The sequence below is a fragment of the Candidatus Latescibacter sp. genome (genome assembly GCA_030692375.1).
Classification (GTDB): Bacteria; Latescibacterota; Latescibacteria; order Latescibacterales; family Latescibacteraceae; genus JAUYCD01.
Map to the genome: position 1 here is coordinate 1 of JAUYCD010000216.1, position 24,195 is coordinate 24,195.

At 50.3% G+C, this 24,195-nt stretch carries 18 protein-coding genes; 3 read left to right on the top strand and 15 right to left on the bottom strand.

Annotation, left to right across the window (positions count from 1 at the left end; translation table 11 throughout):
- On the top strand, positions 1–404 hold a 404-nt coding region (locus tag Q8O92_13165; GenBank protein MDP2984264.1), incomplete at its 5' end, for a hypothetical protein.
- Positions 405–1,219: 815 nt separating this feature from the next.
- Here Q8O92_13165 and Q8O92_13170 read toward each other — a convergent pair.
- Positions 1,220–3,184, bottom strand: a complete 1,965-nt coding sequence (locus tag Q8O92_13170) for an SMP-30/gluconolactonase/LRE family protein (GenBank protein MDP2984265.1) — start codon at positions 3,182–3,184, stop codon at positions 1,220–1,222.
- Between the two features lie 156 nt (positions 3,185–3,340).
- On the opposite strand from Q8O92_13170, the gene Q8O92_13175 reads away from it, so the two are divergent.
- Together Q8O92_13175 and Q8O92_13180 are read left to right on the top strand one after the other, a co-directional pair.
- On the top strand, positions 3,341–4,114 hold the full coding sequence (locus Q8O92_13175; protein ID MDP2984266.1) for a UDP-2,3-diacylglucosamine diphosphatase: 774 nt from the start codon (positions 3,341–3,343) through the stop codon (positions 4,112–4,114).
- Positions 4,115–4,383: 269 nt separating this feature from the next.
- Positions 4,384–5,343: an aldo/keto reductase gene (locus tag Q8O92_13180; GenBank protein ID MDP2984267.1), complete on the top strand. Its 960-nt coding sequence runs from the start codon at positions 4,384–4,386 to the stop codon at positions 5,341–5,343.
- Positions 5,344–5,536: 193 nt separating this feature from the next.
- Here the strand turns inward: Q8O92_13180 and Q8O92_13185 are convergent, their stop codons facing one another.
- The 14 genes from Q8O92_13185 to Q8O92_13250 all read right to left on the bottom strand — a co-directional run bounded on the left by Q8O92_13185 (position 5,537) and on the right by Q8O92_13250 (position 24,155).
- A complete protein-coding gene (locus tag Q8O92_13185) occupies positions 5,537–6,931 on the bottom strand; it encodes a DUF362 domain-containing protein (protein MDP2984268.1) in 1,395 nt (464 codons plus the stop codon).
- 248 nt (positions 6,932–7,179) lie between these two features.
- Complete coding sequence (locus Q8O92_13190; GenBank protein ID MDP2984269.1) at positions 7,180–8,589, bottom strand: hypothetical protein; 1,410 nt, start codon at positions 8,587–8,589, stop codon at positions 7,180–7,182.
- Between the two features lie 12 nt (positions 8,590–8,601).
- Positions 8,602–10,059 carry an SH3 domain-containing protein gene (locus Q8O92_13195; GenBank protein ID MDP2984270.1) on the bottom strand — a complete coding sequence of 486 codons (1,458 nt, stop codon included), beginning with the start codon at positions 10,057–10,059 and terminating at the stop codon, positions 8,602–8,604.
- A gap of 104 nt (positions 10,060–10,163) precedes the next feature.
- Positions 10,164–11,174, bottom strand: a complete 1,011-nt coding sequence (locus Q8O92_13200) for a CapA family protein (protein ID MDP2984271.1) — start codon at positions 11,172–11,174, stop codon at positions 10,164–10,166.
- Positions 11,175–11,177: 3 nt separating this feature from the next.
- On the bottom strand, positions 11,178–12,299 hold the full coding sequence (gene lpxB, locus Q8O92_13205) for a lipid-A-disaccharide synthase (GenBank protein MDP2984272.1): 1,122 nt from the start codon (positions 12,297–12,299) through the stop codon (positions 11,178–11,180).
- Positions 12,296–13,270 carry a Gfo/Idh/MocA family oxidoreductase gene (locus Q8O92_13210; protein ID MDP2984273.1) on the bottom strand — a complete coding sequence of 325 codons (975 nt, stop codon included), beginning with the start codon at positions 13,268–13,270 and terminating at the stop codon, positions 12,296–12,298. The genes lpxB and Q8O92_13210 overlap by 4 nt, the downstream gene beginning before the upstream one ends.
- A 248-nt stretch (positions 13,271–13,518) precedes the next feature.
- Complete coding sequence (gene lpxA, locus Q8O92_13215) at positions 13,519–14,295, bottom strand: acyl-ACP--UDP-N-acetylglucosamine O-acyltransferase (GenBank protein MDP2984274.1); 777 nt, start codon at positions 14,293–14,295, stop codon at positions 13,519–13,521.
- Complete coding sequence (locus Q8O92_13220; GenBank protein ID MDP2984275.1) at positions 14,292–15,701, bottom strand: bifunctional UDP-3-O-[3-hydroxymyristoyl] N-acetylglucosamine deacetylase/3-hydroxyacyl-ACP dehydratase; 1,410 nt, start codon at positions 15,699–15,701, stop codon at positions 14,292–14,294. The genes lpxA and Q8O92_13220 overlap by 4 nt, the downstream gene beginning before the upstream one ends.
- 2 nt (positions 15,702–15,703) lie before the next feature.
- Complete coding sequence (gene lpxD / locus Q8O92_13225; protein MDP2984276.1) at positions 15,704–16,795, bottom strand: UDP-3-O-(3-hydroxymyristoyl)glucosamine N-acyltransferase; 1,092 nt, start codon at positions 16,793–16,795, stop codon at positions 15,704–15,706.
- Positions 16,792–17,382: an OmpH family outer membrane protein gene (locus tag Q8O92_13230; GenBank protein MDP2984277.1), complete on the bottom strand. Its 591-nt coding sequence runs from the start codon at positions 17,380–17,382 to the stop codon at positions 16,792–16,794. Before Q8O92_13230 ends, lpxD begins: the two co-directional genes overlap by 4 nt.
- Positions 17,383–17,446: 64 nt before the next feature.
- Positions 17,447–19,744: an outer membrane protein assembly factor BamA gene (gene bamA, locus Q8O92_13235; GenBank protein ID MDP2984278.1), complete on the bottom strand. Its 2,298-nt coding sequence runs from the start codon at positions 19,742–19,744 to the stop codon at positions 17,447–17,449.
- A gap of 408 nt (positions 19,745–20,152) precedes the next feature.
- A complete protein-coding gene (locus tag Q8O92_13240; protein MDP2984279.1) occupies positions 20,153–22,594 on the bottom strand; it encodes an ATP-dependent Clp protease ATP-binding subunit in 2,442 nt (813 codons plus the stop codon).
- A 72-nt stretch (positions 22,595–22,666) separates the two neighbouring features.
- Entirely contained in the window at positions 22,667–23,722 is a 1,056-nt protein-coding gene (locus Q8O92_13245; protein ID MDP2984280.1) for a protein arginine kinase, read from the bottom strand.
- Positions 23,712–24,155 (bottom strand): UvrB/UvrC motif-containing protein, encoded by a 444-nt coding sequence (locus Q8O92_13250; protein ID MDP2984281.1) that lies wholly within the window; start codon positions 24,153–24,155, stop codon positions 23,712–23,714. Before Q8O92_13250 ends, Q8O92_13245 begins: the two co-directional genes overlap by 11 nt.
- Between the last annotated feature and the right edge of the window lie 40 nt (positions 24,156–24,195).

Here is a 24,195-nt window from a genome sequence, read left to right on the forward strand (position 1 = left end):
TTTCTTGGGCGGTGACCGTCCGGGCACATGATGTTTTGCACGAAATCACCAGGTCCGACGCAGTTGTCGTGAAAGTCGGCTACGACACCGGCGAGGCGATGCGATATGCCGAAGTTACCATTTTTTCGCCGCGCGACAAAAAGATCGAATTCCAGAACGGCAGGACCGACGCCAACGGTTCTTTCGCTTTTCTGCCGGATATGCCGGGAGAATGGAAAATCGTCGTCAACGACGGAACAGGCCATGGTCTCTCCACCACTTTTTCAGTCGATAAAACGATGAATGTTAAAATTACACCGGGAAAGTTTGCGCGTCTGAAGAAACTGTTAATCGGAATCAGCGTACTTTTCGGAATCTCCGGTATATTTTCCTACTTTCGGGCACGAAGATTATTACGGTTATGATCAGCCTGTTCGATTTCCTCTTCCCCTGAGTAATCACCGCTTTTTCACCATAAGCGAGTAGGGGGATTACTCACGGTTTCCCCCTCTCACACCACCGGACGTACGTACTGCGTATCACGGCGGTTTCCTCTGTCGGTTGAGCCGTTAGTGTGATTGGCCAAGAAGTAGCAGTGTTCAACGCCGCAAATGCTTGCAGCTCCTCGTGTACTGAAGCTTCGGTTCCGCCGTCACTGCATGTACCGTGGCGCATTACCTCCTTTGCAGGTAGGTAATGCCTTTGCTGCTGCTCTACATTCGTCGAGTATCCCCTACATACCTTGCAACAGAAGATTCGGCCCTTCGGCATCGAATTCAAGATGCCTACTATGGCCTCTGCTGAATTCTATCCGCCCTTCCAGTGACGCCGCCGCCCCTGTAGTCGTCATCGCGACGACAGGTAGAGAGACCTCCCAGGGTAAGACATAACTCTTTCCCCCGGCCCTCGCCGGATTTACCTGTGCGCGTGTCCGGATAGTTATCGGGCGTCTCCGTCCATTGCCGGATTACCCCACCGCACCGGCCTTGTATCCGGTTTCTGTTCGTCGAGTCCGGGATTTGCCTCCGGCTTCATTGGGGTCCCCGATTGTGCTTTGCACAATTCTGGGTGCCCTTCAGACCCAGCCTCGCGGCTACGCCCTTGCCTTTGGCTAACAGTTCCTCCTATCAGGCCTGTAAGGGACTTCCACCCTCAAGTGAACGCGCCCTGCCGGGCGCACAAAAAGGAAGCCGGTCCCACGGGAGACCGGCTGTGTGTATCAAACCTATAGATCAGAGGATTACTGCGCTTTCTTCGGGAGCACGAGCCCCTTCATCTTGGTCTGGATGGAGTATATCTTGTCCCATGACATCATGTAGAGCACGTCGTTGTTCGGGCCGCCGAAGCAGAGGTTTACCGGGAAGTAGGGAGTAAAGATGTTCCCGATGTACTCGCCTTTCGAGTTGAATATCTGGACGCCGGTATTGGTCGCCTCGTAGAGGTTCCCCTGCTCGTCCATGGCGCAGCCGTCGGCGCATGAATGGCGGGTTTCGCCGTCATATTCCGATGGAGGCAGGAAAAGCAGACAGAAATTGCGCTTGTTTGCCAGGGTGCCGTCATCCTTCACATCATAGACAGCCACATGATTCGCGACATCGCTCAAGCGGTTTTTGTCGTGGTAGGTGTTGTTGACATAGAGAAGCTTGCAGTCGGGACTGAGTTCTATGCCGTTTTCCATGCCGAATTCGCCCGGATTGACAACCTGGATGACTTTTTTACCGTCCGGCGTGATATAGTTGACTGTCTTGCCCGGCCGCGCCGGTTTATCGAAAATGAATTGCGGGTCGGTGAAATAGATTCCGCCTTTAGAATCTACCACCGCATCGTTCGGGCCGTCAAGGCGGGTGCCGTCGCTGAGTTTGTCGGCGAGAACCTTGACGGTTTTACCTTCCGGGGTGACTTCGAGCACCTGGTGTCCGGCCATGTTGCAGACAACAAGGTTGCCATTGGGCAAAAGCGCCATACCGTTGGTCTGCTTGCCTTTGACGATATATTTGTATTGGCCGGTAGCGAGGTCGAGTGAAACAAGGTTGCTCTTCGAAGCGTCGCTCTTCCAGGTGCCGGAGGGAATGTCGAAGAACATACTGGAGAAGATGAGCTTGCCTTTTACATAAGCGCCGCCTTCGCCGAAAGCGATACCGGGTTTGGTGGCAGCGCCGTCGAGTATGAGCTTCGGCTCTTCTCCCGCGGGTATGATGGCGTTGTAAGCGTCATAACGCTCCTTTTCCCTCACTATGTAATCGGCCTCGCGGACCGGCCAGAACACGTCGAGCACATCGCAGCCCTGCGGGCTGTTGTGGCCGCCGTGAACCATGTATGCGGGCAGGTAGAGCGCATCGCCGACTTTCATGTTAACCTTCTGGTCGAGGATAAGCTCTTCTGTCGAACCGCGGAGGACGATCATGAGTTGCTCTTCCGGATGGTTATGAAGCTTGAAACTGCTGCCCGGCTCCATGAAGAGGAAGCTTGCCTGGGCGTCCTTGTTGTTCAAAAGCTGGGACCAGCATTGGGCTATCAGCAGGGAGCGCTGAATGTCATAAAAGTTGAATACCTTGTTCACCGGATAACGGGATGCGGCGGAATAATTCCCGAAATTCGGATTCTGCGGCGGGGTAGCGCCGGCTTTCTGAAGGTAATCGAGACGCATCGGAGCATAGATTTCCAGGAACTCAGCGCCCTTGGGCCCCGCTTTCACAGCATTCTCCGCTCCCTTGTCGAGGATAAGGGCATGCTTGTATCCGACATGTCCGGTTGAGAAGAAGTATCCGGGAGGCAGGTCGGTGCATTCCATCTTCTCCATCTTGCCGTTGACCATCTGTTCGACAGAGCCTTTGAACATCACCATCATGCGCGAAGTATCGAGAGTTTCCTTGGGGATTTCCGAGTTTGGATCCATGGTCACCCAGCTCACCAGGACAGCTTTGCCCCAGTAGACTTTGCTTTTAACCCCGGGAGCGATTTCGATAACCTTGAGCGCTTCGCTGGGTGTAACTTTACCCGGTTCTAGGCTGGGGGTGATGCCGGTCTCGACCAGATCGGCACGCTCCCGGACTATAATAGGATTTTCCTTGATAATCTTGTCATTCAACGCTTTCCATGCCGGCTGATTCGATTTCGAGCAGCCGGGCAATGTCAGAAACAGCACCGACAAGAGTACTGACAAAGAAACCGGGACCAGAAACTTTGCACGCTTGAGACGTTTCATACCACCCTCCTGGGTAAACGGTTAAACTGATACATCGTACAATATGTTTGTAAAAGTTGCACTCTTAAAAATTTAACCTATTATCGTATATTGCAGCAGGTTTCGCAAGCGATATTATTATTGAAATAACGGCTTCCCAACCATTATATTTCAAAAATGCAACTACATACTCGTACACTGCCGGATCGAATCGTATTCATCGCCGATGCCCACCTGGGTATGCCGGGAGAAGACCGCGCACATGTTCAGGAGCTGGTTTCCTTCCTCCGAGGGCTTCGAGGCGGCGTTTCTCATCTTTATATAGCCGGAGATCTCTTCGACTTCTGGTTCGAATACCGGAGCGCGGTTCCGGCCATCGCGCCGCAGGTGGTATTCGAGCTCTATAACCTGGTACAGGCAGGAACCAGTGTCACTCTTCTGGCGGGGAATCATGATTACTGGTTTGGACCCTATCTGCGGGATGAAGTGGGGCTGAATCTCCATCATGATGCTCTGATTGTCGAGCACCAGAGATTAAGGCTCTATCTTCATCATGGCGATGGGCTTTATCCCGGGGATTATGGATACCGCTTTCTTAAGAGGATTGTGCGCAGCAAATTATCCATCGCTCTCTTTTCCCTGATCCATCCCGACCTGGCGCGGCGAATTGCGGAAATAACATCCAAAACGTCCCGCCAATACCTTGCTCCCCCTCCCGGAAGAGACGAATGGTACGCCGGACTTTTCCGTACCATCGCCGATCAGCGACTCAGTGAAGGCTATGATGCGGTAATTTACGGACATTCCCATGTACCTCTTATCGATGATCGTGAAAAAGGGAAATTGATACTCCTCGGCGACTGGATCACACACGAGACCTATGTGCTGCTGGAAAACGGAAATTTCACTCTCCATTCCTGGAAAAAGCAAGGAGCAAAATTGACTGTCTGAACCACTGATGCGCATGATGAAAATGATAAAAGATGATAAAAGAATCTTTCATCACAGAGCCTTTTGCAATTGGCTCGTATAAAACGACTTTTGCAATTAGCTCATCTTTTATCACAATCATCACACGAATCAGTGGTTCAGACAATCTTTTTATCTGTTTTTTGTCTCAAATCCTGTAAATCTTGTCAATCCTGTCAAAAAAGATTCTAATCAAATTCAGCTTTTATTCAAGTAATTTAAAGATCATCTTGTTACACGGAGTACCATGCATGGCTTTGCAAAAGATAATTCTTGGAAAAAGCGGTATAGAGGTAACAGATCTCTGCTTCGGCACACTCATCCTCGGTCATCTTCAGGCCGACCTTACCCCCGCTGAAGGCGCCAAAGCGGTGAGCCGGGCGATGGAACTGGGCATCAATTTCATCGATACCGCCAAGGGATATAAAACCTATGCCCCCACCCGCCTCGGCATCGAGGGTTTCAGCGATGTGGTCATTGCGTCCAAATCAACCGCCAAAACAGCTCCGGAGATGCGCAAGGATGTGGAAACCTGCCTCCGTGAAATCGGACGTGAAACCATCGATATCTTTCACCTCCACCTGATCAGGAACCTCGCGGAAATGCGGGAGCGCGAAGGGGCGCTCGATGCTCTCGTCCGGTGCCGCGAGGCGGGTTTGATACGTACCATAGGGCTTTCGGCGCATGGGCCGGACGGTGTGCTTGCGGCTCTTGCCTATGACGAAATCGAGGTGGTGTTTCCGGTTATGAATAAAAAAGGTTTGGGAATTATCGGCGGAACCCATCAGGAGATGCTCGAGGCAATACGGCGGGCGCGGATGAGAAATATAGGACTTTACGGCATGAAACCCCTTGCCGGCGGACATTTTATCGACAATATCCCGGAAGCAATTCAGTATGTGCGGAAATTGGAACTGTTCCACTCCATTGCTGTCGGGCTGAAAACTCCCGATGAAGTTGAGACCATGGTCGGCCTGTTTGCAGGCGATCCCGAAGCTTATGACCGCGCTCTCGCCGCCGGAGTGAACCGCGCGGGAATGAAACGCCTTATCGTCTATGATGCCTGCAAGCGGTGCGGCGTCTGTATCGATGCCTGTGCGCAGGGAGCGCTCTTTCTGGGAGAAGAAAAAGCGGAGGTTAAAAGCGACCTCTGCATCCTTTGCGGCTACTGCGCCGCTTCCTGTCCGAATTTCGTGATACGGGTGATATGAAATTGTATAGACAGGATTTACAAGATTTACAAGATTTTACCATCCTGTCGAAAATGTAAATCCCTTTTTTTGCTTCGGTGATTAAACAGTTCAATTGGACGATGTCATGCCGAACTTGTTTCGGCATCTATCTACAACAATGCCTTCGTATATTTAACCGCCGGATCGATACCAGGCAAGTAGTATCGGATTCTCAGAAATACCGTAACGGCATATCTTTCAAGCCATACACATTCACTCCCATCCTCGCGCGGGGAAGATTCCGGTAATCGATTTTCTCGACCCCTCTGTCGGTGATCTCGTAGAACGTGATTTTATCGATATCGTTCTGCCCCAGTCCTCGCTCGTTCGCAATGCGCAGGAAAGGCATCTCACGGGGGTCATGGCCCATGAGCCAGGCTGCCGCCGCATCGCATGCCGCCATCGACCGTGATATGGTCACAAAATTGTTCAAATGCAGAACATCAGCGCCATCCACTCCGACTATTCCTTCCACCAGGGAAACATACGGATGTACATTTGACGCTGCATCCATCATGCGCTGACCCCAGTGCTCCCCCCAGAACAGCTTGTAGTCTGCGTTATTGGCGCCTTTCTTGAACGCCTCCCAGCCGCCGCTTGAGAAATAAGCCTTTGCGAAGCCTCCCTCGTCCCAGTATTTGTAGTTCATCTGAGCGTGTTTCACATACAGTTGTTCTATCCGGCGCTGGTAATCGGGATTGAATATTTTCTTGCCTGGCTGGATACCTATCGGGCGTTTGAGATCGTTCCAGGGCTGGCAGATATGCATGTAACCTACCGGCATGGTTCCCTGGAGATTTTTCAGCGACAGGGTGGTGAAACCGAGCTGGTGGATACGGTCCTTGGCCATGTTGATGAGAGTGGTATCATTCGCCTGTAGAAGCCGGAAGAAGGGAACTTTGAGCATAACCACCCCCTGGGGGTTATCGATCCAGGTGACTTCTTCCGGCAGGTAATCCTCCCAGTTCTCGTATTTCCCCTCGGTCAGGAACAGGCCGTGTTTATGCATCATCTCGGCGACACCGGATTCCACAAAATGAATATGTTTCGCCGCCCCGTTGGCGCCGACCACAATGTTGGTATTGCCCATTTCTTTAAGCGCATCTCCAAAACCGGCCACAAAAGAAGGATGTGTGGAAACGCCGTTATTCACACTCCGCTGGTCGGCGGTGAAACCTCCCACATAGTTCGGTTGTATGAACGTGGTTCCGCCTTTCCTGTTCCCCTTGCGGAACATCCTTTTTGCGACTGAATAGCCAGCCTGAAGGAACTGCTCGTTCTCCGCCGGAAATCTGCCGTCCGGCTCTTTCTGCGATGTAACCGTGGTTCGAATCACAAAAACAGCGCCGGGATTTTCCAGAATCTCCTCACGGAGGACCGGAGAGATATTGTTTGCCTTCCCTTTTTCCGCCCAAGTAAGGCCGTCCCGTACCAGGTGCATTCCCGGATCGAGATGTTCTTTTGCCGATTCAAGGTCTTTACCGCTCGCCCATACGCGTTCGGGAAAGACAGGCAGGGCGGTAAACAGCGCCGCTCCGGCGGCGAGAAATTCACGTCTGCTTTTCATAATGTATCCCCCTTTTGTTGCATTTTCTACCCGAAATTCTACATGATCGTGGAGGAAAAATAGATCCTGAAACAAGTTCAGGATGACACGTGTCATGCCGAACTTGTTGCCGCTTCGCGGGAACGATGAAAGCGCAGCGCATCTTTTAGCAACCGTTTCGGCATCTATTCCGATAAATTAGGCCAGTATCATGTATATAACGTCATTCTCCACAGGAAGTTTAGTTGTCAGGACATGAGAATCGGCCATTAATATCCGCGTTGTCTGAACGTTCGACGTACGGCGACGAGTTTTTCCATTCCCCCTTTGAGACCGCCGTTCAGAAAAATTCCCGGTGCATTCCCGGTTCTTTCAACAATCTGCTCGGCAATCTGGCCGCAAATCGCCCAGAATATCTGATTCTGTATCAACCCGGACGTGGGCGATACTTTTCTTTGTATACCTGGTAATGCAAAAAGGCCGTATGAGTCGCATCCTGCGCCCACATGAACGTCCGCTTCCTTGCAGACTGTCCTGCCGTCGGGAACTATCCCGTTTCGGGTCGTCGGTCCGATCACCGCGGTACCCATGCCGGATTTTTTGAACAATTCAAGGCATTCTATATCTTCAGCGTTGTCCGGGTACGCCGTACCCATGATGACTATATCGTTTCCAGTAGGTTTAAACGCTTCGTCGACCACTTTCTTTTCGTCGGTGACACGGTCAACGATGGTATACTTTGCAATTTTAATGTTATCGGGGGGGCCCCATAATCCGTAAGTCAGGGCCAGTCCCGCCCTTCTTTCCACTGCTTCAAGGCACAACGCATCTTCATATCGGCTGTAACAGTAGACTCTTCCTCCGGTCAGCACAGCATGGACTGCCATTGTGGCTATTTCGTTGATTGAGACGAATTCGTCTTCAATGGCTTTATGCTGTTGTAGTGCGGTGTCATAGTACAGCTCGCCGAGGGGGCGCGATAGGTTCGCCTTGAACTTGGTACCGCCAATCGGAGGTTCATCGCCGTATACTGCGAATGAAACGGCATCGCGGGCGAGAATTCGCGCCGTATCCGACATCATGATCCAGAATGTCATCATCCCGAGCGCTCCGGTCACCGGCCCTAGTGGGGCGGTCTCGCCGGGGACGTGGATGAAAGCGCCGTAAGCGGTATCGAATGTTTCTATCCAGATATCGGCATACGGGCATATTTTCAGGCTCTGGACTTCCGGTAGCAGAAGTTCGGCGTATTGTATATCGCTGCCACCCCAGGGGGTACATCCTCCGATGATGAAAACGCCTTTTTTGTGATTATTTTCCATTCCGGATCCACCACCCCGGTTGGCAAGCAGCAGGTCGTCTTTTTCATACGGTATTGTTTTATTTTCAAAAATATTTGTATCTCCCGGCCGGTTCGGCCAGAAATCGTTGTTTACAGAATGTCCTGTTTCCCATACTCTATGGCATTTTTTCCCTTTTTTGATCGTGTCGGCTATTCTATACGAGGCCTCAAGCATTTCTTCTGACTGAGTGCTTTTTATTTTCTCGAAAATTTGCCGCATTTTCTCCAAATACTGGAGACCCAACGGCTTCGTTACGCCGGCCGGACATGTTTCAGGCAGTCCTGCGGCACCGTATAGCGCCATTGAAATTAGTTTCAACAGTGTACGTCGTTTCATTGTACTATCCTCTTACCTGATATCGTTTAAGATGGGTAATTTCAGCCCAAGAAATGTCACTCTGTTCTTGAGGAAGTAATTAGGCATTGTGATATCACCTACACAGCACCTCCTTATCTCAAGCCAGACACCATCTTCACGCTGATAGTTATATCCGTGCATATCGAATACGATGGGTGTGCCGTTGTATTCACCCAGCAGCAGATTGCTGTGGGGTCCGCCACTTTCGCAGTTCATGAGTGTAACGAAGGGTTCGTGCCTGAGTATCGCCGCATACTGCGCCTTTCTGTCCATTTTGGGATATACGATCGTGTCGTCATCGCCGAAATGGGTGAACAGCAATCCTTCGTAGGGCAGTTTGAATCCGAAACATGCAAAAATATCCCTCAGATTACTGTCGTGGTTCCTCCCGTACCATCCGCCTGTCCAGTCGTAGGTGTTGTCAAGGAGCTTGAACGCTGTTGTCACTATATTCCGGCGTGTGTATGGTAGATATCCTGCATGTACATCGGCCTCAGATGCAAGCCATGCTCTTTCAACTGCGAACGTTCCGTCAGTTTTTCGTACCGGCGATTGAATAATCCGCGGATTGCCTCCATCCGAAAGAGGAAGGTGCGCGCCCATTCGCAGCCAGCCGGAGACATACAGACACCGGTCATCCGAATAATACGGCACCCTGTCACCGGTGCAGAGGATGAATCTGTCGTTCTTCATATACGACGAAATTACGTCTCTGTCGGCGAATGCAACATCCTCGGAATTCAACCAGCCGTAACCGTCCTCAGACAACACGAATACATATGCTCCTGTGCGCGATCTGTGAAGCACACTTACCGGGCTGGCGATTTTAATCACGCAGAGGTTCCACTGATCCCAACAGTGTGTTCCATGACCGGGATACCCCTCCTGCTGGGGCAGCCATGACGGTATTATCCTCTGACGGGCCGTTCGAACAGTAATTCCATATTGCACGCGGCATTCTTTTCCCAGAAGATCGATGGCCATTTCTCTTTCAAAGGCGTCGATTTCCCGTTCGCTGTATTCGATGGAAGCGACATTGGCGAAATGACCGCTTAGCATGAAGCTGATTTCACGGGTGATCTGCCGCCTGACACTGTCGGCGATTTCCACGGGCGACATCGTATCCAGGTCGGGAAAAGCGATGACATGACCTTGACGGTACAAAAGACGGTTGGCATTGGGAATCCTGTCGGGATTAGCCCCCTTGAAGGGATGCTCTGAGTGTATTTTCTGCCGGTAATTTTCATTCATACGCTGAATTTGTACCTGCGACAATATAATCTCATCAGGTTTTTCCATACGTGCTATCCAGTATGAAGGATCGCGCATTTCCGGCAATGTACCCGGTATGACATCGGGAGCTCTTTTATATGGTTCCGCCTGGGATAATGAAACAATGGATCCCAAAGCGCAGAGGATAAGGAGTACTATTCTCACGTGAAATTTCATGAAACACCTCTTTTAAAATCAGGCGGTTCGAATTGCTTGCATCCGTGAAATAAACTACAATAATACAATTTCCGTTGCATCAATATATTTATTGATCGACCGCTTTATTCCAGGAATATCTCTGTATCTCCATCGCGAAAAACTGCTGCAAATCCCTCGGACAGCGCCTTAATCCGATCGGTTATACGGATGGAATCCGTGCATCCTGCTAATTCAGGCCGATACATGCGGTCGGGAATAATAACCGGAACGATATGGGGCGATTCCACTTTTCCCTCACGGAAGGTGCAGGCGAAGAGAATTGATTCACGCTGCTCCGGTTTATGCTGATCGAAAACAAAGTTCCCCAGGCTGTAGAGAATGAATTTTCCACGGTATTTTTCAATACTCTGAATCACATGGGGGTGATGGCCGATGACCAGATCGGCGCCGCTGTCGATACAAAGGTGGGCAAGCTGCACCTGCTCTTGGGCTGGTCTGGCGGCATATTCCACCCCCCAATGGAAGGTAACGATTACATAATCCGCAGTGGGTCGGCATTTTTCCACTTCGGCCCTGACTGTCGCACTGTCCGCTATGGCCGGGCAGGGAAAATCTGCATTCAGCCCTGCTCCAAAATATGGCACTGCGGCAAAGGATAGAAAAGCAAAGGTGTAACCGTTTTTTTGTATTAACCGGGCGCTTGCAGCCTCCGATTTGTTTTTTCCCGCCCCCAACGCCGCCAGGCCGTTTTTCTCAAGGATATTTCGGGTTTCCAGGAGCGCCTGACGTCCGTAATCCAGTATATGGTTGTTTGCCAGGCAAAAGATATCGAAACCTGACCGTTTCAGAACCTCCACATATGCCGAATCGGCGCAGAAACGCATATTTTCGACAGAGGTTCTTTTTTTGGCGGACATGGGACCTTCCAGGTTGCAGATAGCCAGGTCGCTGGATTGTACAAAATCCCTTACCGACTCGAAGAGGTAATCAAAACCATGCTGACGGATTTTTGCACCACATCCACGGTCGAGGAGAACATCTCCGGCGGCGCAGAATGTCACCGTATCTCCGGCCGATACCTCCCGGGCAGATACAAGAAGAACTATCGAGAAAAAAACGATGATGTTTCGCATTCGTTACGCTATCATTTCCAGGGCAATCGAAGCAGCACGCCGCGCTGCGCCCGGGAGACCGAGTTTATCTTTTGCAGCACAGAGCGATTGTACGACTGAATTATGCAGCTGCTTGTCTGTGATAAATTGTATAAGGTGACCGGCTATTTTTTCCGGTGTCACCTCATTCTGCCAAAGCTCGGGAACAATCCGCGAGCCGGCGACGATATTTATCAATCCGATATTCGGAATCTTTACCAGCAGTTTGCCTATATGGTAAGTAAGCGGAGAAGTGCGGTAGAGAATAACCATGGGAGTGCCAATTATCCCGGCTTCCAGTGTCGCTGTGCCGGAGGTTACAGCCAGGGCATCGGCATGGTACATGACGTCATAAGTATTACCCTTGACCGGTATGATTCCGGTGCCTCGGATGAAAGGCAGATACCGGCTCTCATCGATATCCGGAGCGCATCCGAGGACAGCAGCGACCGGTCCGATTTTTTCTTTAACTAGTGCTATGCTCTCGGCCATGGGGGGAAGGATACGGTTGATTTCCTGGGTTCGCGACCCGGGGAGGAGTCCGATGAGCGGAGTATTCTCGGCGCCGACCCTTGTGCGGAATGCCTCCCTGGTTTCGGAAGGATGCACCATATCCAGGAGGGGATATCCCACAAAATCTGCTTCGATGCCGTACCGGCGGTAAAATTCCTGTTCGAACCTGAAGAGCACTACCATCCGGTCCACATACCTGCGGATCATGCTCACCCTGCTCGTATGCCAGGCCCAGAGCTGGGGGCTGATATAATACATGACTGGAATTTCGCGTCGTTTTATACGGGGGGCGAGCTTGAGGTTGAAACCGGGGTAGTCGATGAGAATGGCCAGGTGAGGTTTCCAGGTGTCGAGAAGCGATTCGAGCATCTTCATGGTGCGGCGGATAAAGGGAAGATGCCGGAAAACCTCGGCGAGTCCCATGAAGTTCATGTCCCTGACATGACGGAGAGCATTCAGCCCCTCGCCGATCATGAGCGAACCGCCGATGCCTTTAAATTCAAGGCCGGGCATGCCGAGTTTCATCTGGCGCATGAGAGCGGAACCCTGCAGGTCCCCGGATGTCTCACCTGCGATGATGAGTACCCGTTTCATTCAAGGCTCCGCATGGATAGCTCCATGCTTTCCATAACCTGAGACGCTACTTCCAACGCATTTCGCCCATCTGTGCCGGTCACCCGGGGGTTGGTCCCATCCCTGACCGCATGAATGAAATCGGCAAACTCGAGTTCAAGGGCGTTCAGTCCGTCCGGGGGATGTTTATGATAGGAAATGCCGTTCATGAGCTGCGGAATGACGCCGGGAGACGCTTCCGGTTTGGCATCGGAATGAAGCGAGAACATCTCGGTTTCTCCGGAAAGGAAATCCATGGAAATGTATGCATTCCGTTGGAAGATTCGTACCTTCCGCATCTTGCGCTGCGAGATCCGGCTGGCGGTTAGATTGGCGACGCAGCCCCCCTCGAACCGGATACGGGCGTTGGCGATATCGGCTTCATCGGAAACCACCGCCACCCCCGAGGCATGCACCGAGACCACCGGCCGCCTCACCATGTCAAGTACGATGTCGATATCATGAATCATCAGATCAAGCACCACCGCCACATCGGTGCCGCGGGGATTGAAGACCGAAAGACGGTGCGATTCGACAAATGCCGGTTTGACCAGCTCGTTCTGTATGGAACGATATGCTGCATTGAAACGTTCGAGATGGCCGACCGCCAAGGTAAGGCGGCGCTTATCGGCCTCCCGGATCATATCATCGGCTTCTGATGTGCTGACCGCGATAGGTTTTTCTACCAGAACGGACCTGTCATGTCCCAGGCATTCCAGAACCACTTCATGGTGGGCTGAAGTAGGAACCGCCACAGTCACACAATCCACGGAATCGAGAAGCTGAGTGAGCGACGAAAAGGGACGGATTCGAAATTGAGCGGCTGCTGTTTCACAGACAGCAGGCCGGATATCAAAAATACCGGCAAGTTCAATTTCCGGCAGCGTGGACAGGATTCGTACATGGTGAAGGCCGTGGACACCCACTCCCACAACTCCCACACGGATGGCCATAGATTTCCCCAACGGTTTCATCGTTCCCGCGAAGCGGCAACAAGTTCGGCATGACACGTGTCATCCTGAACTCGTTTCAGGATCTAAACACTCATAACATGCGCAAGTATTTATGACGTCATGATGACATACTCATAAGCTTTTCATCATCTTTTATCACAAGCATCACACACATCAGTCAGACTTTCTTTTTTACTTGGCGAACTTTACGATAAATGCTCTTTTTATTCTGTCTTCTGTCTTCTTCCTTACATTATCACCCCGCGCTCGCTCGAGAGGATAAATTCTCTCAGGTGCGCCACTTCCGGCCCCATATCCCCCAATGCTTCCAGTTCAAGGAGGGAAGTCTTCATATCGTGCTTGGAGCGAAAGAGAAGATGGTATGCCTTTTTCAGCCGCGTGATGGTTTCTTCGGAGAATCCGCGGCGGGCCAGGCCGATTTTGTTGATATCCACCGGTTTCAGCGGGTCTCCGACCGCAGTCACGTACGGGGGTACATCTTTCGGTACACGCCAGCCGCCGCCCACCATGGCATGGCACCCAATCCGCACGAACTGGTGGATAGGCACCAGCCCTCCGATAATCACCCAGTCTTCAAGGGTCACATGACCGGCCAGGGTGGCGCTGTTGGAGAGAATGCAGTGATCCCCCACCACACAGTCATGCGCCACATGGCTGTACGACATGAGAAGGCAGTCGGAGCCGACAACGGTTTTTCCGTGGGCGGCTGTTCCACGGTTGAGGGTTGCAAATTCACGGATCACTGTGCGATTTCCGACTTCCAGGGTTGTTTCCTCCCCTCCGAATTTCAGATCCTGTGGAACGGAACCGACCACCGCATACGAGAAGACTTTAACCTCCTCTCCCAGACGGGCGCCCCAGGCAATGAGAGCGCCCGGCCCTATAACCGCGCCTCGTCCGATTATCACGTTGTCTTCCACCACAGCATGAGGTCCAATGGAGGTGTCCGGCCCGATGACAGCTCCGGGTGTAATAACCGCTGTAGGATGAATGGTTGCGGTCATGCCTGAAAATCCTTTTCGTTCACCACAATGGCGCTGAGTTCAGCTTCCACCACCAGGTCGTTCGAGACAAAGCCTTTGCCTGCCATAACGAACAAATTCTGACGGCGTTTTAGAATCTCCATTTCAAATCTGACCTGATCCCCAGGCTCCACCGGTTTACGGAATTTCGCTTTGTTGATGCCAGTAAAGAGAATGAGTTTCCCCTCAGTGCTGGTCTTGGCATCGAGCATGAGAATGCCGCCCACCTGGGCCATCGCTTCGATGAGGAGTACTCCCGGCATTATAGGCCGTGCAGGGAAATGCCCCTGGAAAAACGGCTCGTTGACGGTAACGTTTTTTATGCCCACCACCTTTTTCCCAGGGATAAGGTCGATGATCCGGTCTACCAGGAGGAAAGGATAACGGTGCGGCATGATTTTCTTTATTGCGTTGACATCGAGGAGATAACCGTGGGTTTTACGGTCCTGGAATTTCATTTTGATACGGCTTTTTTCCCAGAAAGACTTTATCTTTCGTACAAGTTCGATGTTCGCCTTATGCCCGGAACGGGCAGCCATGATATGCCCTTTGATGGGGTGTCCCAAAAGGTACAGATCGCCGATGAGGTCCAGGGTTTTATGACGGGCGAATTCATTGGGGAAGCGGAGCGGAGTTCCGTTAAGTATGCCGTTTGCTCCGCGGGAAACATCAATATTGTCATTGAACAGCCGGGTAAGGTAGGCGACTTCTTTCTCATCCCAGGGTTTGTCTATGACAACCAGCGCGTTATCGGTAGTCCCCCCCTTGGCCAGACCTGCCTCTTTCAGCATTTCCACCTCACTCAGAAAACAAAAGGTTCGGGAAGGAGCATATTCGGCCTCGAATTCGCTGATGGAATACATGGAGGTGTACTGGGTGCCGATGGCGGGATTATGGTAATCGATCATGAATGTTATACGGAAATCATCGGAAGGAAGAGCAACCAGTTCCACCCCCTCACCCTTCACCCTGTCATACCCGATGGTTTCATCAATCACGATGTAGTCACGGGGTGAATCCTGTTCCATTCTACCGGCAGAGCGCAGGGCTTTCACAAATTCCAGGGAGGAACCGTCGCATACCGGCGGTTCAATACCGCAGATGTCTACATATGCATTATCAATTTCGAGTCCCGCCAAAGCAGCCAGTACATGTTCTACAGTGTGCACTTTGGCGTTTCCTTTTCCGATTGTCGTTCCGCGGCTGATGTCCACTACATTATCGATCAGGGCCGGTATTTCCGGTGAACCTTCCAGATCGGTACGTCGAAAAATAATCCCCGTGTTTATGGGAGCAGGCCGAAAAATAATTTCGCTCTGTGTTCCCGTGTGAAGGCCAATCCCCTTCACCGCCGCTTCACCGGCAACTGTTGACTGCCTTTCGAACATTCTCAACTCCTCTTTAGATTCCGAAACAAGTTCGGAATGACGTCATCCTGAACTCGTTTCAGGATCGTTTCCAGTTCCTCGATCTTTTTTTCCTGCACTTTTATTTTTTTTATCAGATCGGGAAGGCTTCGCAGCGCTCCTTCGATACGCATGGCCTGCATGTGGTTCTTGGCGGGGTATCCGGAAACCGTTTCCCCCGGGGGGACATCCTTTGTCACACCGGCCTGTGCGCCGATGGAGGCTTTATCCCCTATTTTGATGTGTCCGGCCAGACCGGCCTGCCCTCCCATCCTGACCCAGTTTCCGATCGAAGTAGAGCCGGAGATACCCACCTGAGATGCAATCACCGTGTGCGCCCCTATACTGACATTATGGGCAACCTGGACAAGATTGTCGATCTTGGTTCCGTTTTCGATCGTCGTCACCCCGAAGGCTGCCCGATCCACACAGGAATTGGCGCCTATCTCCACATCATCCCCGATTCGAACCGTTCCGATCTGAGGAATCTTATGGTAACGGTCGCCGTGGGGGGCGAAACCGAAACCATCGGAACCGATCACTACTCCGGAATGGAGAATAACCCGGTCGCCGACCGTGCAGCCATCCATAATGGTCACCCGTGGATAGAGCAGACAGTCATTCCCTACCCTGCTCCCGGCCAGGATTACAGAACCTGGCCCGATGACCGTGTTATCTCCGATAGAGACGCCGGCGCCGATGACTGCATACGCCCCGACAGACATACCGCTGCCCAGATTAGCCTCCGGGTGAATCTCCGCAAGGGGATGGATACCATCGGCTACAGAAAGCGGAGTTCTTGTGTTGAAGAATTCGAGAAGCTGCAGAAAGGCGAAATACGGGTCGGGAACAACAAGAGAGATATATTTGGAAGGCAGCATGGTCTCTTTGGATATAATAACCGCACGGGTGTGGGAAGACACCAGATACCCGACATACTTCGGATTGGAAAGAAAACATATCTCATCCGGGCCGGCGTCTTCCACAGAAGCGACGCCCCGCACCTCGATGTTTTCGAAATTGGGGGGAATTTCGGCTCCGATTATCTGACAGATTAAATCGAGTCTGACACTCATTTTTTGGGGATTTCCTTTTCCAACTCCTTGAGAACAGTATCGGAAAGATCATATTTCTGATTGGCGTAAAGTACAGGTCCCTCTGCATCGAGGATATAATCATACCCGTCATTCTTTCCGAGACGAGTGATTGCGGCATTGATTTTGTCAATTACGGGAGTCAAAAGTTCTTTCTGTTTGATTTCCAGTTTCCCGCCGGTCTTGTAAAGTTCCTGGTAATCGGCGTCAAGTGATTCTCTTATCTTCCGGAGCTCTTCCGCTTTGGTCTTTTTAATCTCTTCGGTCATCAGGATGGCGTTCTGATCGGCTTCTTTTACTTTATTCTGGTAATCCTGAGAATTTTTCTGCAGCTTGTCCAGTTCCTGTTTCTGATAGGCATCGACCTGCTTCTGAGCTTCCTGATAGGGGGGGTATTTGCTGAATATATACTGCGGGCGAATATAACCGACTTTCAGTTCCGCAGCCAGACCGATGGAATACAGTAGCGAGAGAGAGAGAATAAAAGAAAACAAGAAACAATATAGACCCGGCCAAAGGCCGGGCCTGAATTGTTTCTCTTTAGCCGGGATTTTCAAACAACGAACCATTCGCTGCTCCTTTCTATCAGGAATTTTCGTAGAAAATTCCGAGGAAATTTCAAAGAAAATTCCGTCAGAAAATATTGCCAAATTGAAAATGGGTACGCCAGCCGCTAGCTTTATCTGCGCCTTCCAACCGGTCGAACCCATAGCCTGCATCGAAACCGATAAGCCCAATCCCTGGAATGCTGACCCTTACACCCACACCGGCGGAGCGTTTTACATCGAATGGATTTGTTTCACCCAGGCTACGCCATGCATTTCCGAAATCATAGAAAATGAGGCCGTATACCATCTTGCTCACAATCGGAATCTGGAGCTCAAAATTGTTCACCAGCATGGTTTCTCCCCCGATTTCCGCACCCGAGAGCATGGGTCCTACTTCACGGTTGGGATATCCGCGCACGAAACCGTCGAAACTGGTTCCGCCGGGCAAGAACCGTTCAGAGTAAGGTACATATCTGTCCTGCTTGTATCCCTTAAGAAATCCTATCCTCGACCGGTTGCAGAAAGACAGGTTCCAAAACAGGGGAGCATAGAATTCGTTGTTCAACAGGTACTTGGAATACGAGAGGTCGCCGCCGAACGGACCTCCTGCCACCTCCACCGTGGCGGCTGTCCTCGATCCGTCTGTCGCAAATGTCGGATCGTCCCGTATATCCCGGATGAGCATCAAACTCAGAGCGGATGTTTTTCCGGTCAGGAGGTATTGCCGGTAAATTAAGGAAGGATTGGTATAGTTAATGTTTTCCAGGCGGTATGAAAGATAGAGCCGTGAATCACTCGGCCATTTTAATTTCCGGCCCATGCGGATATAACCGCCCTGCTGGTGCTCCTGTGAGAATGCACTGGTATAGTCGCTCCGCTGGATATCGTATATCTCAGCAGAAAAGCTGGTCTTGGTATCAAAAAGCCAGGGTTCGGAAAATCCAAGCTGAAAGCCTTTACGGATGGCGCCCATGTCCCAGCTGCAGTTAAACGATTGCCCGCGCCCGAAAAGATTGGCGTTGGAAAAGGACAAAGTCCCTACCAGTTTGTCACGTTCGGAAAATCCGGCGCCGAGCGATGCCACTCCGGTTTGTTTTTCGGAGACCTTGTAGATCAGATTAACATCTTTGCCGTTTTCATCAAAGGCATATGTGGGTTCTACTCCCTCTTTTCCTTTTTCAGTGCCGCCGAAAAAGTTCAAGAGATTGATATTTCGAGCAGATTCTTCAAATTTGGTACGGTTGAACGCATCCCCCGGCAGAAGCTGTATTTCACGCCGGATAACCTTGTCTACTGTTTTAGTGTTCCCCGCTATGATAACTTTGGAGATTTTGGCAATGGTATCTTCCGCAATGTCAAACTGGATGTCCACCGAATCGTTGTGCGCTACCTGTATCGGATCTACCCCTGCCCGGAGATACCCTGCATCGTTATAGTGTACCGTGATTTCCTGCCAGGCCCTGCCTACAAGCATTTCGTTGAAAGTATCCCCTGTATTGTAGAGGATGAAAGGACGAAGCTCGCGCTCGGAGAAAACCGAATTCCCCTGGAATGTGGTCTTTCCGAATTTATACTGCTGGCCTTCATTGACAGTCAGGATAATCTTGGCGGTATCGTTCTTATAATCGACTTCCAGACTATCAGCGAGAATGCCGGCGTCACGGTATCCTTTGGACTTATAGAAAGCCACGATTTTTTCTTTGTCTTTCTCCACAGTCTCCTGCTTATACTCGCCCGAGCTGTACCAGTGGTCTTCCTTGGTATCCATAAGTTTTTTAAGTTTGCCCGTGGTGAAATTTTTATTTCCCTCGAATATGATTGATTTCACTTTTACTTTCCGGCCTTCGTGCATACTGATAAGTACATCAACCTTGGGAATGCTGTCCTGCGGGACAGGAGTGAGCTTTATATCCACTGTCGCCGCCCGGAATCCCTTCTTGTAGTACATGTCAAGAATCTGCTTGTTCATCTTGGCAACTTTACGATTTCCGATCGCCCGGTTTTTTGCAATATCGATGGCCGGGATGATATCCTGTTCCTTGAATTCTTTGAACCCATCGAGTTTGAAAGTATTTACTGCCGGTAGTTCTTTTACATGGATAATGACTTTGACGCCGTTGTCCTGCTGCTCGGTAGCGATGCGGATGTCTTCGAAAATATCGAGAGACCACAAACGCTTTATGGCTTCTGAGGTATTATCTACGGAAAGCAGGCTGCCGACCAAAAGCCCGCTTTGATTAATGATCAATGGCGTCTTTGCCTGAATATTCCCTTCGACAGTAATTTCCAGAATTCTGGTATTGGTCTGTGCGAAAACGCTATTCTGCGGACAGACAAGAAGTAACATGAAGAGGCCGGCTGTCGCCAGGCAGATACTTTTCATGGTTTTCCCTTTTCAATGATTTCATTTGCAGTTTTTCAAATATAAAAAATCTTCTACCCAATTCAAAGCGAATTACCGGTCAGAATCCAAAATCACGGCGAATTTCCACCCGGCAGTCATTATGTTTGAGTGTTTAGATCCTGAAACGAGTTCAGGATGACACGTGTCATGCCGAACTTGTTGCCGCTTCGCGGGAACGATGAAACCGTTGCCTCAGGCGGGAACGATGAAACCGTTTCGGCATCTATTTTGAAAAAAACGCAATAAAATATGATGAATCTCCGGTTCCCGCCTCTGCTTTTGGGAATGAATAAAAAAGCGCCTCGTCCTTTTTACAGGAATAGAAGCGCTATAATTTACCGTTTTTACAGCCTGTTTTGTAAAAAATAATCCTCATGGGCCGTATTTTCAGTTCTTTTCAGCTTTGCTTTTGAGCATTTCCTCAAAAATAATTTTGTTCTCATCCAGATCGATCTTGATCATGGAACCTTCCCCGAATCTTCCGGAGAGGAGTTCCTCGGAAAGCGAATTTTCAATGTATTTCTGGATAACCCTTTTCAGCGGCCGAGCCCCGTATGTCGGACTGTAGCCTTCGTTAGCCAGAAATTCCTTGGCTTTCTGGGTGATGACTATATCCATATCCTTTTCTACCAGTCTCTTCCGAACATCTTTCAACAGTATGTCGATTATCTTAAGGATCGATTCACGGGAGAGAGCATGGAACACCACGATATCATCGACGCGATTGAGGAATTCAGGGTTGAAGGTTTTCTTAAGTTCGGTCATCACCTTGCCTTCCATCATCTTGTATTCATCCGCGGCCTCTGAGGAATGGAATCCGAGATTCGCGCCCGTTCCGATCTGACGGGTGCCGAGGTTTGAAGTCATGATGATAATGGTATTCTTGAAATCGACCTTGCGTCCCAGGCTGTCAGTAAGATGGCCGGAATCTAATATCTGCAGGAGCACATTGAACACATCGGGATGCGCTTTTTCAATTTCATCCAAAAGCACGATGCTGTAGGGCTTGCGGCGGACTTTTTCCGTTATCTGGCCGCCCTCTTCATATCCGACATAACCGGGAGGAGCGCCTACCAGGCGGGAAACATTGAATTTCTCCATGTATTCCGACATATCAATCCTGATGAGAGCGTTCGGGTCTTCGAACAGGTAGTCGGCCAGCGCCCGCGCAAGCTCGGTTTTCCCGACACCGGTCGGACCAAGGAAGATAAAGGAGCCGATGGGTCTTTCCGGGTCCTTGAGCCCGGCGCGCGTCCGCCGGATGGCCCGTGAAATCGCCGCTATGGCGCTTTCCTGTCCCACGATCCTCTGGGTGAGCTCTTCTTCCATTTTGAGAAGACGTTCGGATTCCGTTCTCTCAAGTCTGAAGAGAGGGATTCCGGTCATGGTGCTGGTCACAAAGGAAACATCATCTTCGGTGACAGTGACCATCTCATGGGCAATTTTCTCGCGCCATTCAGCTTTGACACGCTCAATGTCCTCTTTCCTGATGCGCTCAAGGTCTCTGAGCCTTGCAGCATTCTCGTAATCCTGCAGTTCTATGGCATGGTTCTTCTTCGTCTCGATATCACGGATTTCTTTTTCCATCTCCTTGATGTGCGGAGGAAGAGTTATCTTATTGAGATGAATCCGTGAAGAAGTCTCGTCTATAAGGTCCAAAGCTTTATCCGGAAGAAACCGGTTGGACATATACCGATCGCTGAGTTTCACCGATGCTTCAACCGCCTCATCGGAGATGATCACATTATGGTGCTCTTCGTACCGCGACCTCAGACCTTTGAGAATCTGAATCGAATCCTCCACTGAAGGCGGATCGACCATGATCTGCTGGAACCGTCTCTCCAGCGCGCCATCCTTTTCGATATATTTGCGGTATTCGTCGAGGGTGGTGGCGCCTATGCACTGGAGTTCGCCCCGCGAGAGGGCCGGTTTGAACATGTTAGAAGCATCCAGGGTGCCTTCCGCAGAACCGGCGCCAACAATGGTATGGATTTCATCGATAAAGATGATGATTTCCTTGGTCTGGGCTAGTTCATTGAGGATGGATTTGACCCGTTCCTCGAACTGACCGCGATACTTTGTTCCTGCTACCATGCTTCCCATATCGAGAGAGATTATGCGCTTGCCGATAAGATTCTGAGGAACATTTCCCTCGTGGATCTTCTGGGCAAGACCCTCTACAATGGCGGTTTTCCCGACTCCAGGCTCTCCGATCAAAACCGGATTATTTTTTTTACGACGGGAGAGTATCTGACTCATTCGTTCTATTTCCAGATCCCGTCCGATGATCGGGTCGAGTTTACCCTGACGTGCCAGTTCAGTCAAATCTCTGCCGTAGTGTTCGATAAAAGGCATTCCGCCTTTTTCCCGATCGCCTTTCTGTGCTTTTTTGCTGCCGGATATGATGCTTAATACCTCTTCTTTCACACTTTTGTAATCGGTTCCGAAAACATTGAGAATTTGTGCGGCGATGCCGTTCTTGTTCTTGGTGAGAGCCATCAGGAGATGTTCGGTTCCAATATAATTATTATTCATTTCACGGGCTTCCTGGGCGGCAATCTCCAAAACCTGTTTGGCCATGGGAGTAAAAGGCACTTCGGAAAGCATCATCCCGCCTGAAGAAGTCTGAACCGCATCCTCGATGGATTTTCTCAGTGCATCGAGCTGAATTCCCATGTTGGCCAGAACTGCCACCGCAACACCCTGCCCTTCCTTCACCAGACCGAGGAGGAGATGTTCGGTGCCGATATAATCGTGCCCGAGCCTTACAGATTCTTCCCGCGCATATTGAAGAACCTTTTTCACTCTATCCGTAAACATGTTGTTCATTTTTCGTTTTCCACCTCCGGGAACTGGTACAGAAAAGATTTGAATCTGTCAACACTATATAATGTAATGCAATTACATTCTCACGTCAATAAAACGTTCACGAACCAATTCGGCCCTCAGCATGTCCCGCTCCATCGTCTCTATCAGATGACCCTGACGAGCCTGCAGATGAGCGGGTTGGGTCAAGACCATCATTTCGTTGAGAGATTCAAGGTTGGGTTTGTCTAAAACCCGCAGGAAATGACCCAAACGAACCGCCGAACTGAGGTTCATGAATTCATTGGTCGAAAGCATCCTCGCTGATTTTAATATGCCAATACTGCGCCAGATTTTGTCTTCGATCTGGCTTTTTGCCTCTTTTATGAGGGTTTCCGCGGATTTTTTTTCGTACTCAATTATCTTCATAACTGCGGATATGAGTTCATCGATAATTGCCCGCTCAGTCCTGCCGAGTGATGATTTGTTGGATATCTGGAAAAGATTTCCTATCACATCGGAACCCTCTCCATAATAGCCTCGTACCGCCAGCCCGATCTGTCCGGCGCTGTGTATCACATGCTGAATCTCTTGGGTCAATACGAGCGCCGGAAGATGTATGAGTATGGAAACCCTCAGCCCGGTGCCGATATTGGTCGGACATGCAGTAAGATATCCGTATTCACGGGAAAATGAAAAAGGTATGGCCTGCGCCAGACGGTCGTCGATGCTGTCCACATCTTCCCATGCCCCCATCGGGTTGAATCCCGAACGAAAAGACTGCATGCGAAGATGATCCTCTTCATTGATCAGGATTGAACACCGCTCGCCTTCCAGAACAAGAACACCACGGTTGGCGTTCTGAGAGGCCAGTGTGGGGCTGATCAGATGGCGCTCGATGAAAATGTTCTTGTGCAGGTCATCCAGATCCTCGTTGCGAAAAAAATCAAGAGAATCAAATCCGGCTATTTTTGCCGCCTCCAGTACAGTGCTCACTATTTCGCTGAGCTTGTCATTTCCGGCGCAGTGAACATAGGGAAACCCTGCAACATTCCGCGCCAGCCTGGCGCGGGATGAAATCACAATTTCGGTTTCCGGCCCATCCGGATTCAACCATCCCGGTACCGTAAGGAGTATATTTTCAAATTTCATTTTTCGAAACTTTTTCCTCAAGATTTGCTATCTTGTCACGGAGTTCGGCGGCACGTTCGAATTCTTCCGATTTGATGCATCGCTGCAATCGCATTCGAAGCGCCCGGAGATGATTTTTCAATTCCATATCATTCGAAATGCTCAAAGGGGTTTTACCTTTATGAACGGTTGAGCCGTGAATTTGTTTCAATAAATCTACAAAATGTTTTCCAAAAGCGCTGTGACACCGGTCACAGCCGAAGAAACTATTCTTCTTGAATTCAGCATAGGTGAGACCGCACTGCCCGCAGGAAATGTTCGCAGGATATGTTTCCTCCTCTTTGTCGAAGTCGGGTGGTTTGGATTCAAATAACTGTTCCGACTGAGGTATTCCGGCGGACGATATTTTTACTGTGAGACCTCTTATCTTTGCACATTCGTTACATATGTTCAAAGTAATTTTTTCATTGTTTACTATCTTTGTGAAAATAATA

Coding starts and splice junctions, on each gene's coding strand:
- Q8O92_13240 (MDP2984279.1), bottom strand. CDS start 22,594: ATGAACAACATGTTTACGGATAGAGTGAAAAAGGTTCTTCAATATGCG.
- Q8O92_13190 (MDP2984269.1), bottom strand. CDS start 8,589: ATGAAACGACGTACACTGTTGAAACTAATTTCAATGGCGCTATACGGT.
- Q8O92_13220 (MDP2984275.1), bottom strand. CDS start 15,701: ATGTTCGAAAGGCAGTCAACAGTTGCCGGTGAAGCGGCGGTGAAGGGG.
- lpxA (MDP2984274.1), bottom strand. CDS start 14,295: ATGACCGCAACCATTCATCCTACAGCGGTTATTACACCCGGAGCTGTC.
- lpxD (MDP2984276.1), bottom strand. CDS start 16,795: ATGAGTGTCAGACTCGATTTAATCTGTCAGATAATCGGAGCCGAAATT.
- Q8O92_13180 (MDP2984267.1), top strand. CDS start 4,384: ATGGCTTTGCAAAAGATAATTCTTGGAAAAAGCGGTATAGAGGTAACA.
- lpxB (MDP2984272.1), bottom strand. CDS start 12,299: ATGAAACGGGTACTCATCATCGCAGGTGAGACATCCGGGGACCTGCAG.
- bamA (MDP2984278.1), bottom strand. CDS start 19,744: ATGAAAAGTATCTGCCTGGCGACAGCCGGCCTCTTCATGTTACTTCTT.
- Q8O92_13230 (MDP2984277.1), bottom strand. CDS start 17,382: ATGGTTCGTTGTTTGAAAATCCCGGCTAAAGAGAAACAATTCAGGCCC.
- Q8O92_13245 (MDP2984280.1), bottom strand. CDS start 23,722: ATGAAATTTGAAAATATACTCCTTACGGTACCGGGATGGTTGAATCCG.
- Q8O92_13170 (MDP2984265.1), bottom strand. CDS start 3,184: ATGAAACGTCTCAAGCGTGCAAAGTTTCTGGTCCCGGTTTCTTTGTCA.
- Q8O92_13195 (MDP2984270.1), bottom strand. CDS start 10,059: ATGAAATTTCACGTGAGAATAGTACTCCTTATCCTCTGCGCTTTGGGA.
- Q8O92_13185 (MDP2984268.1), bottom strand. CDS start 6,931: ATGAAAAGCAGACGTGAATTTCTCGCCGCCGGAGCGGCGCTGTTTACC.
- Q8O92_13175 (MDP2984266.1), top strand. CDS start 3,341: ATGCAACTACATACTCGTACACTGCCGGATCGAATCGTATTCATCGCC.
- Q8O92_13210 (MDP2984273.1), bottom strand. CDS start 13,270: ATGGCCATCCGTGTGGGAGTTGTGGGAGTGGGTGTCCACGGCCTTCAC.
- Q8O92_13200 (MDP2984271.1), bottom strand. CDS start 11,174: ATGCGAAACATCATCGTTTTTTTCTCGATAGTTCTTCTTGTATCTGCC.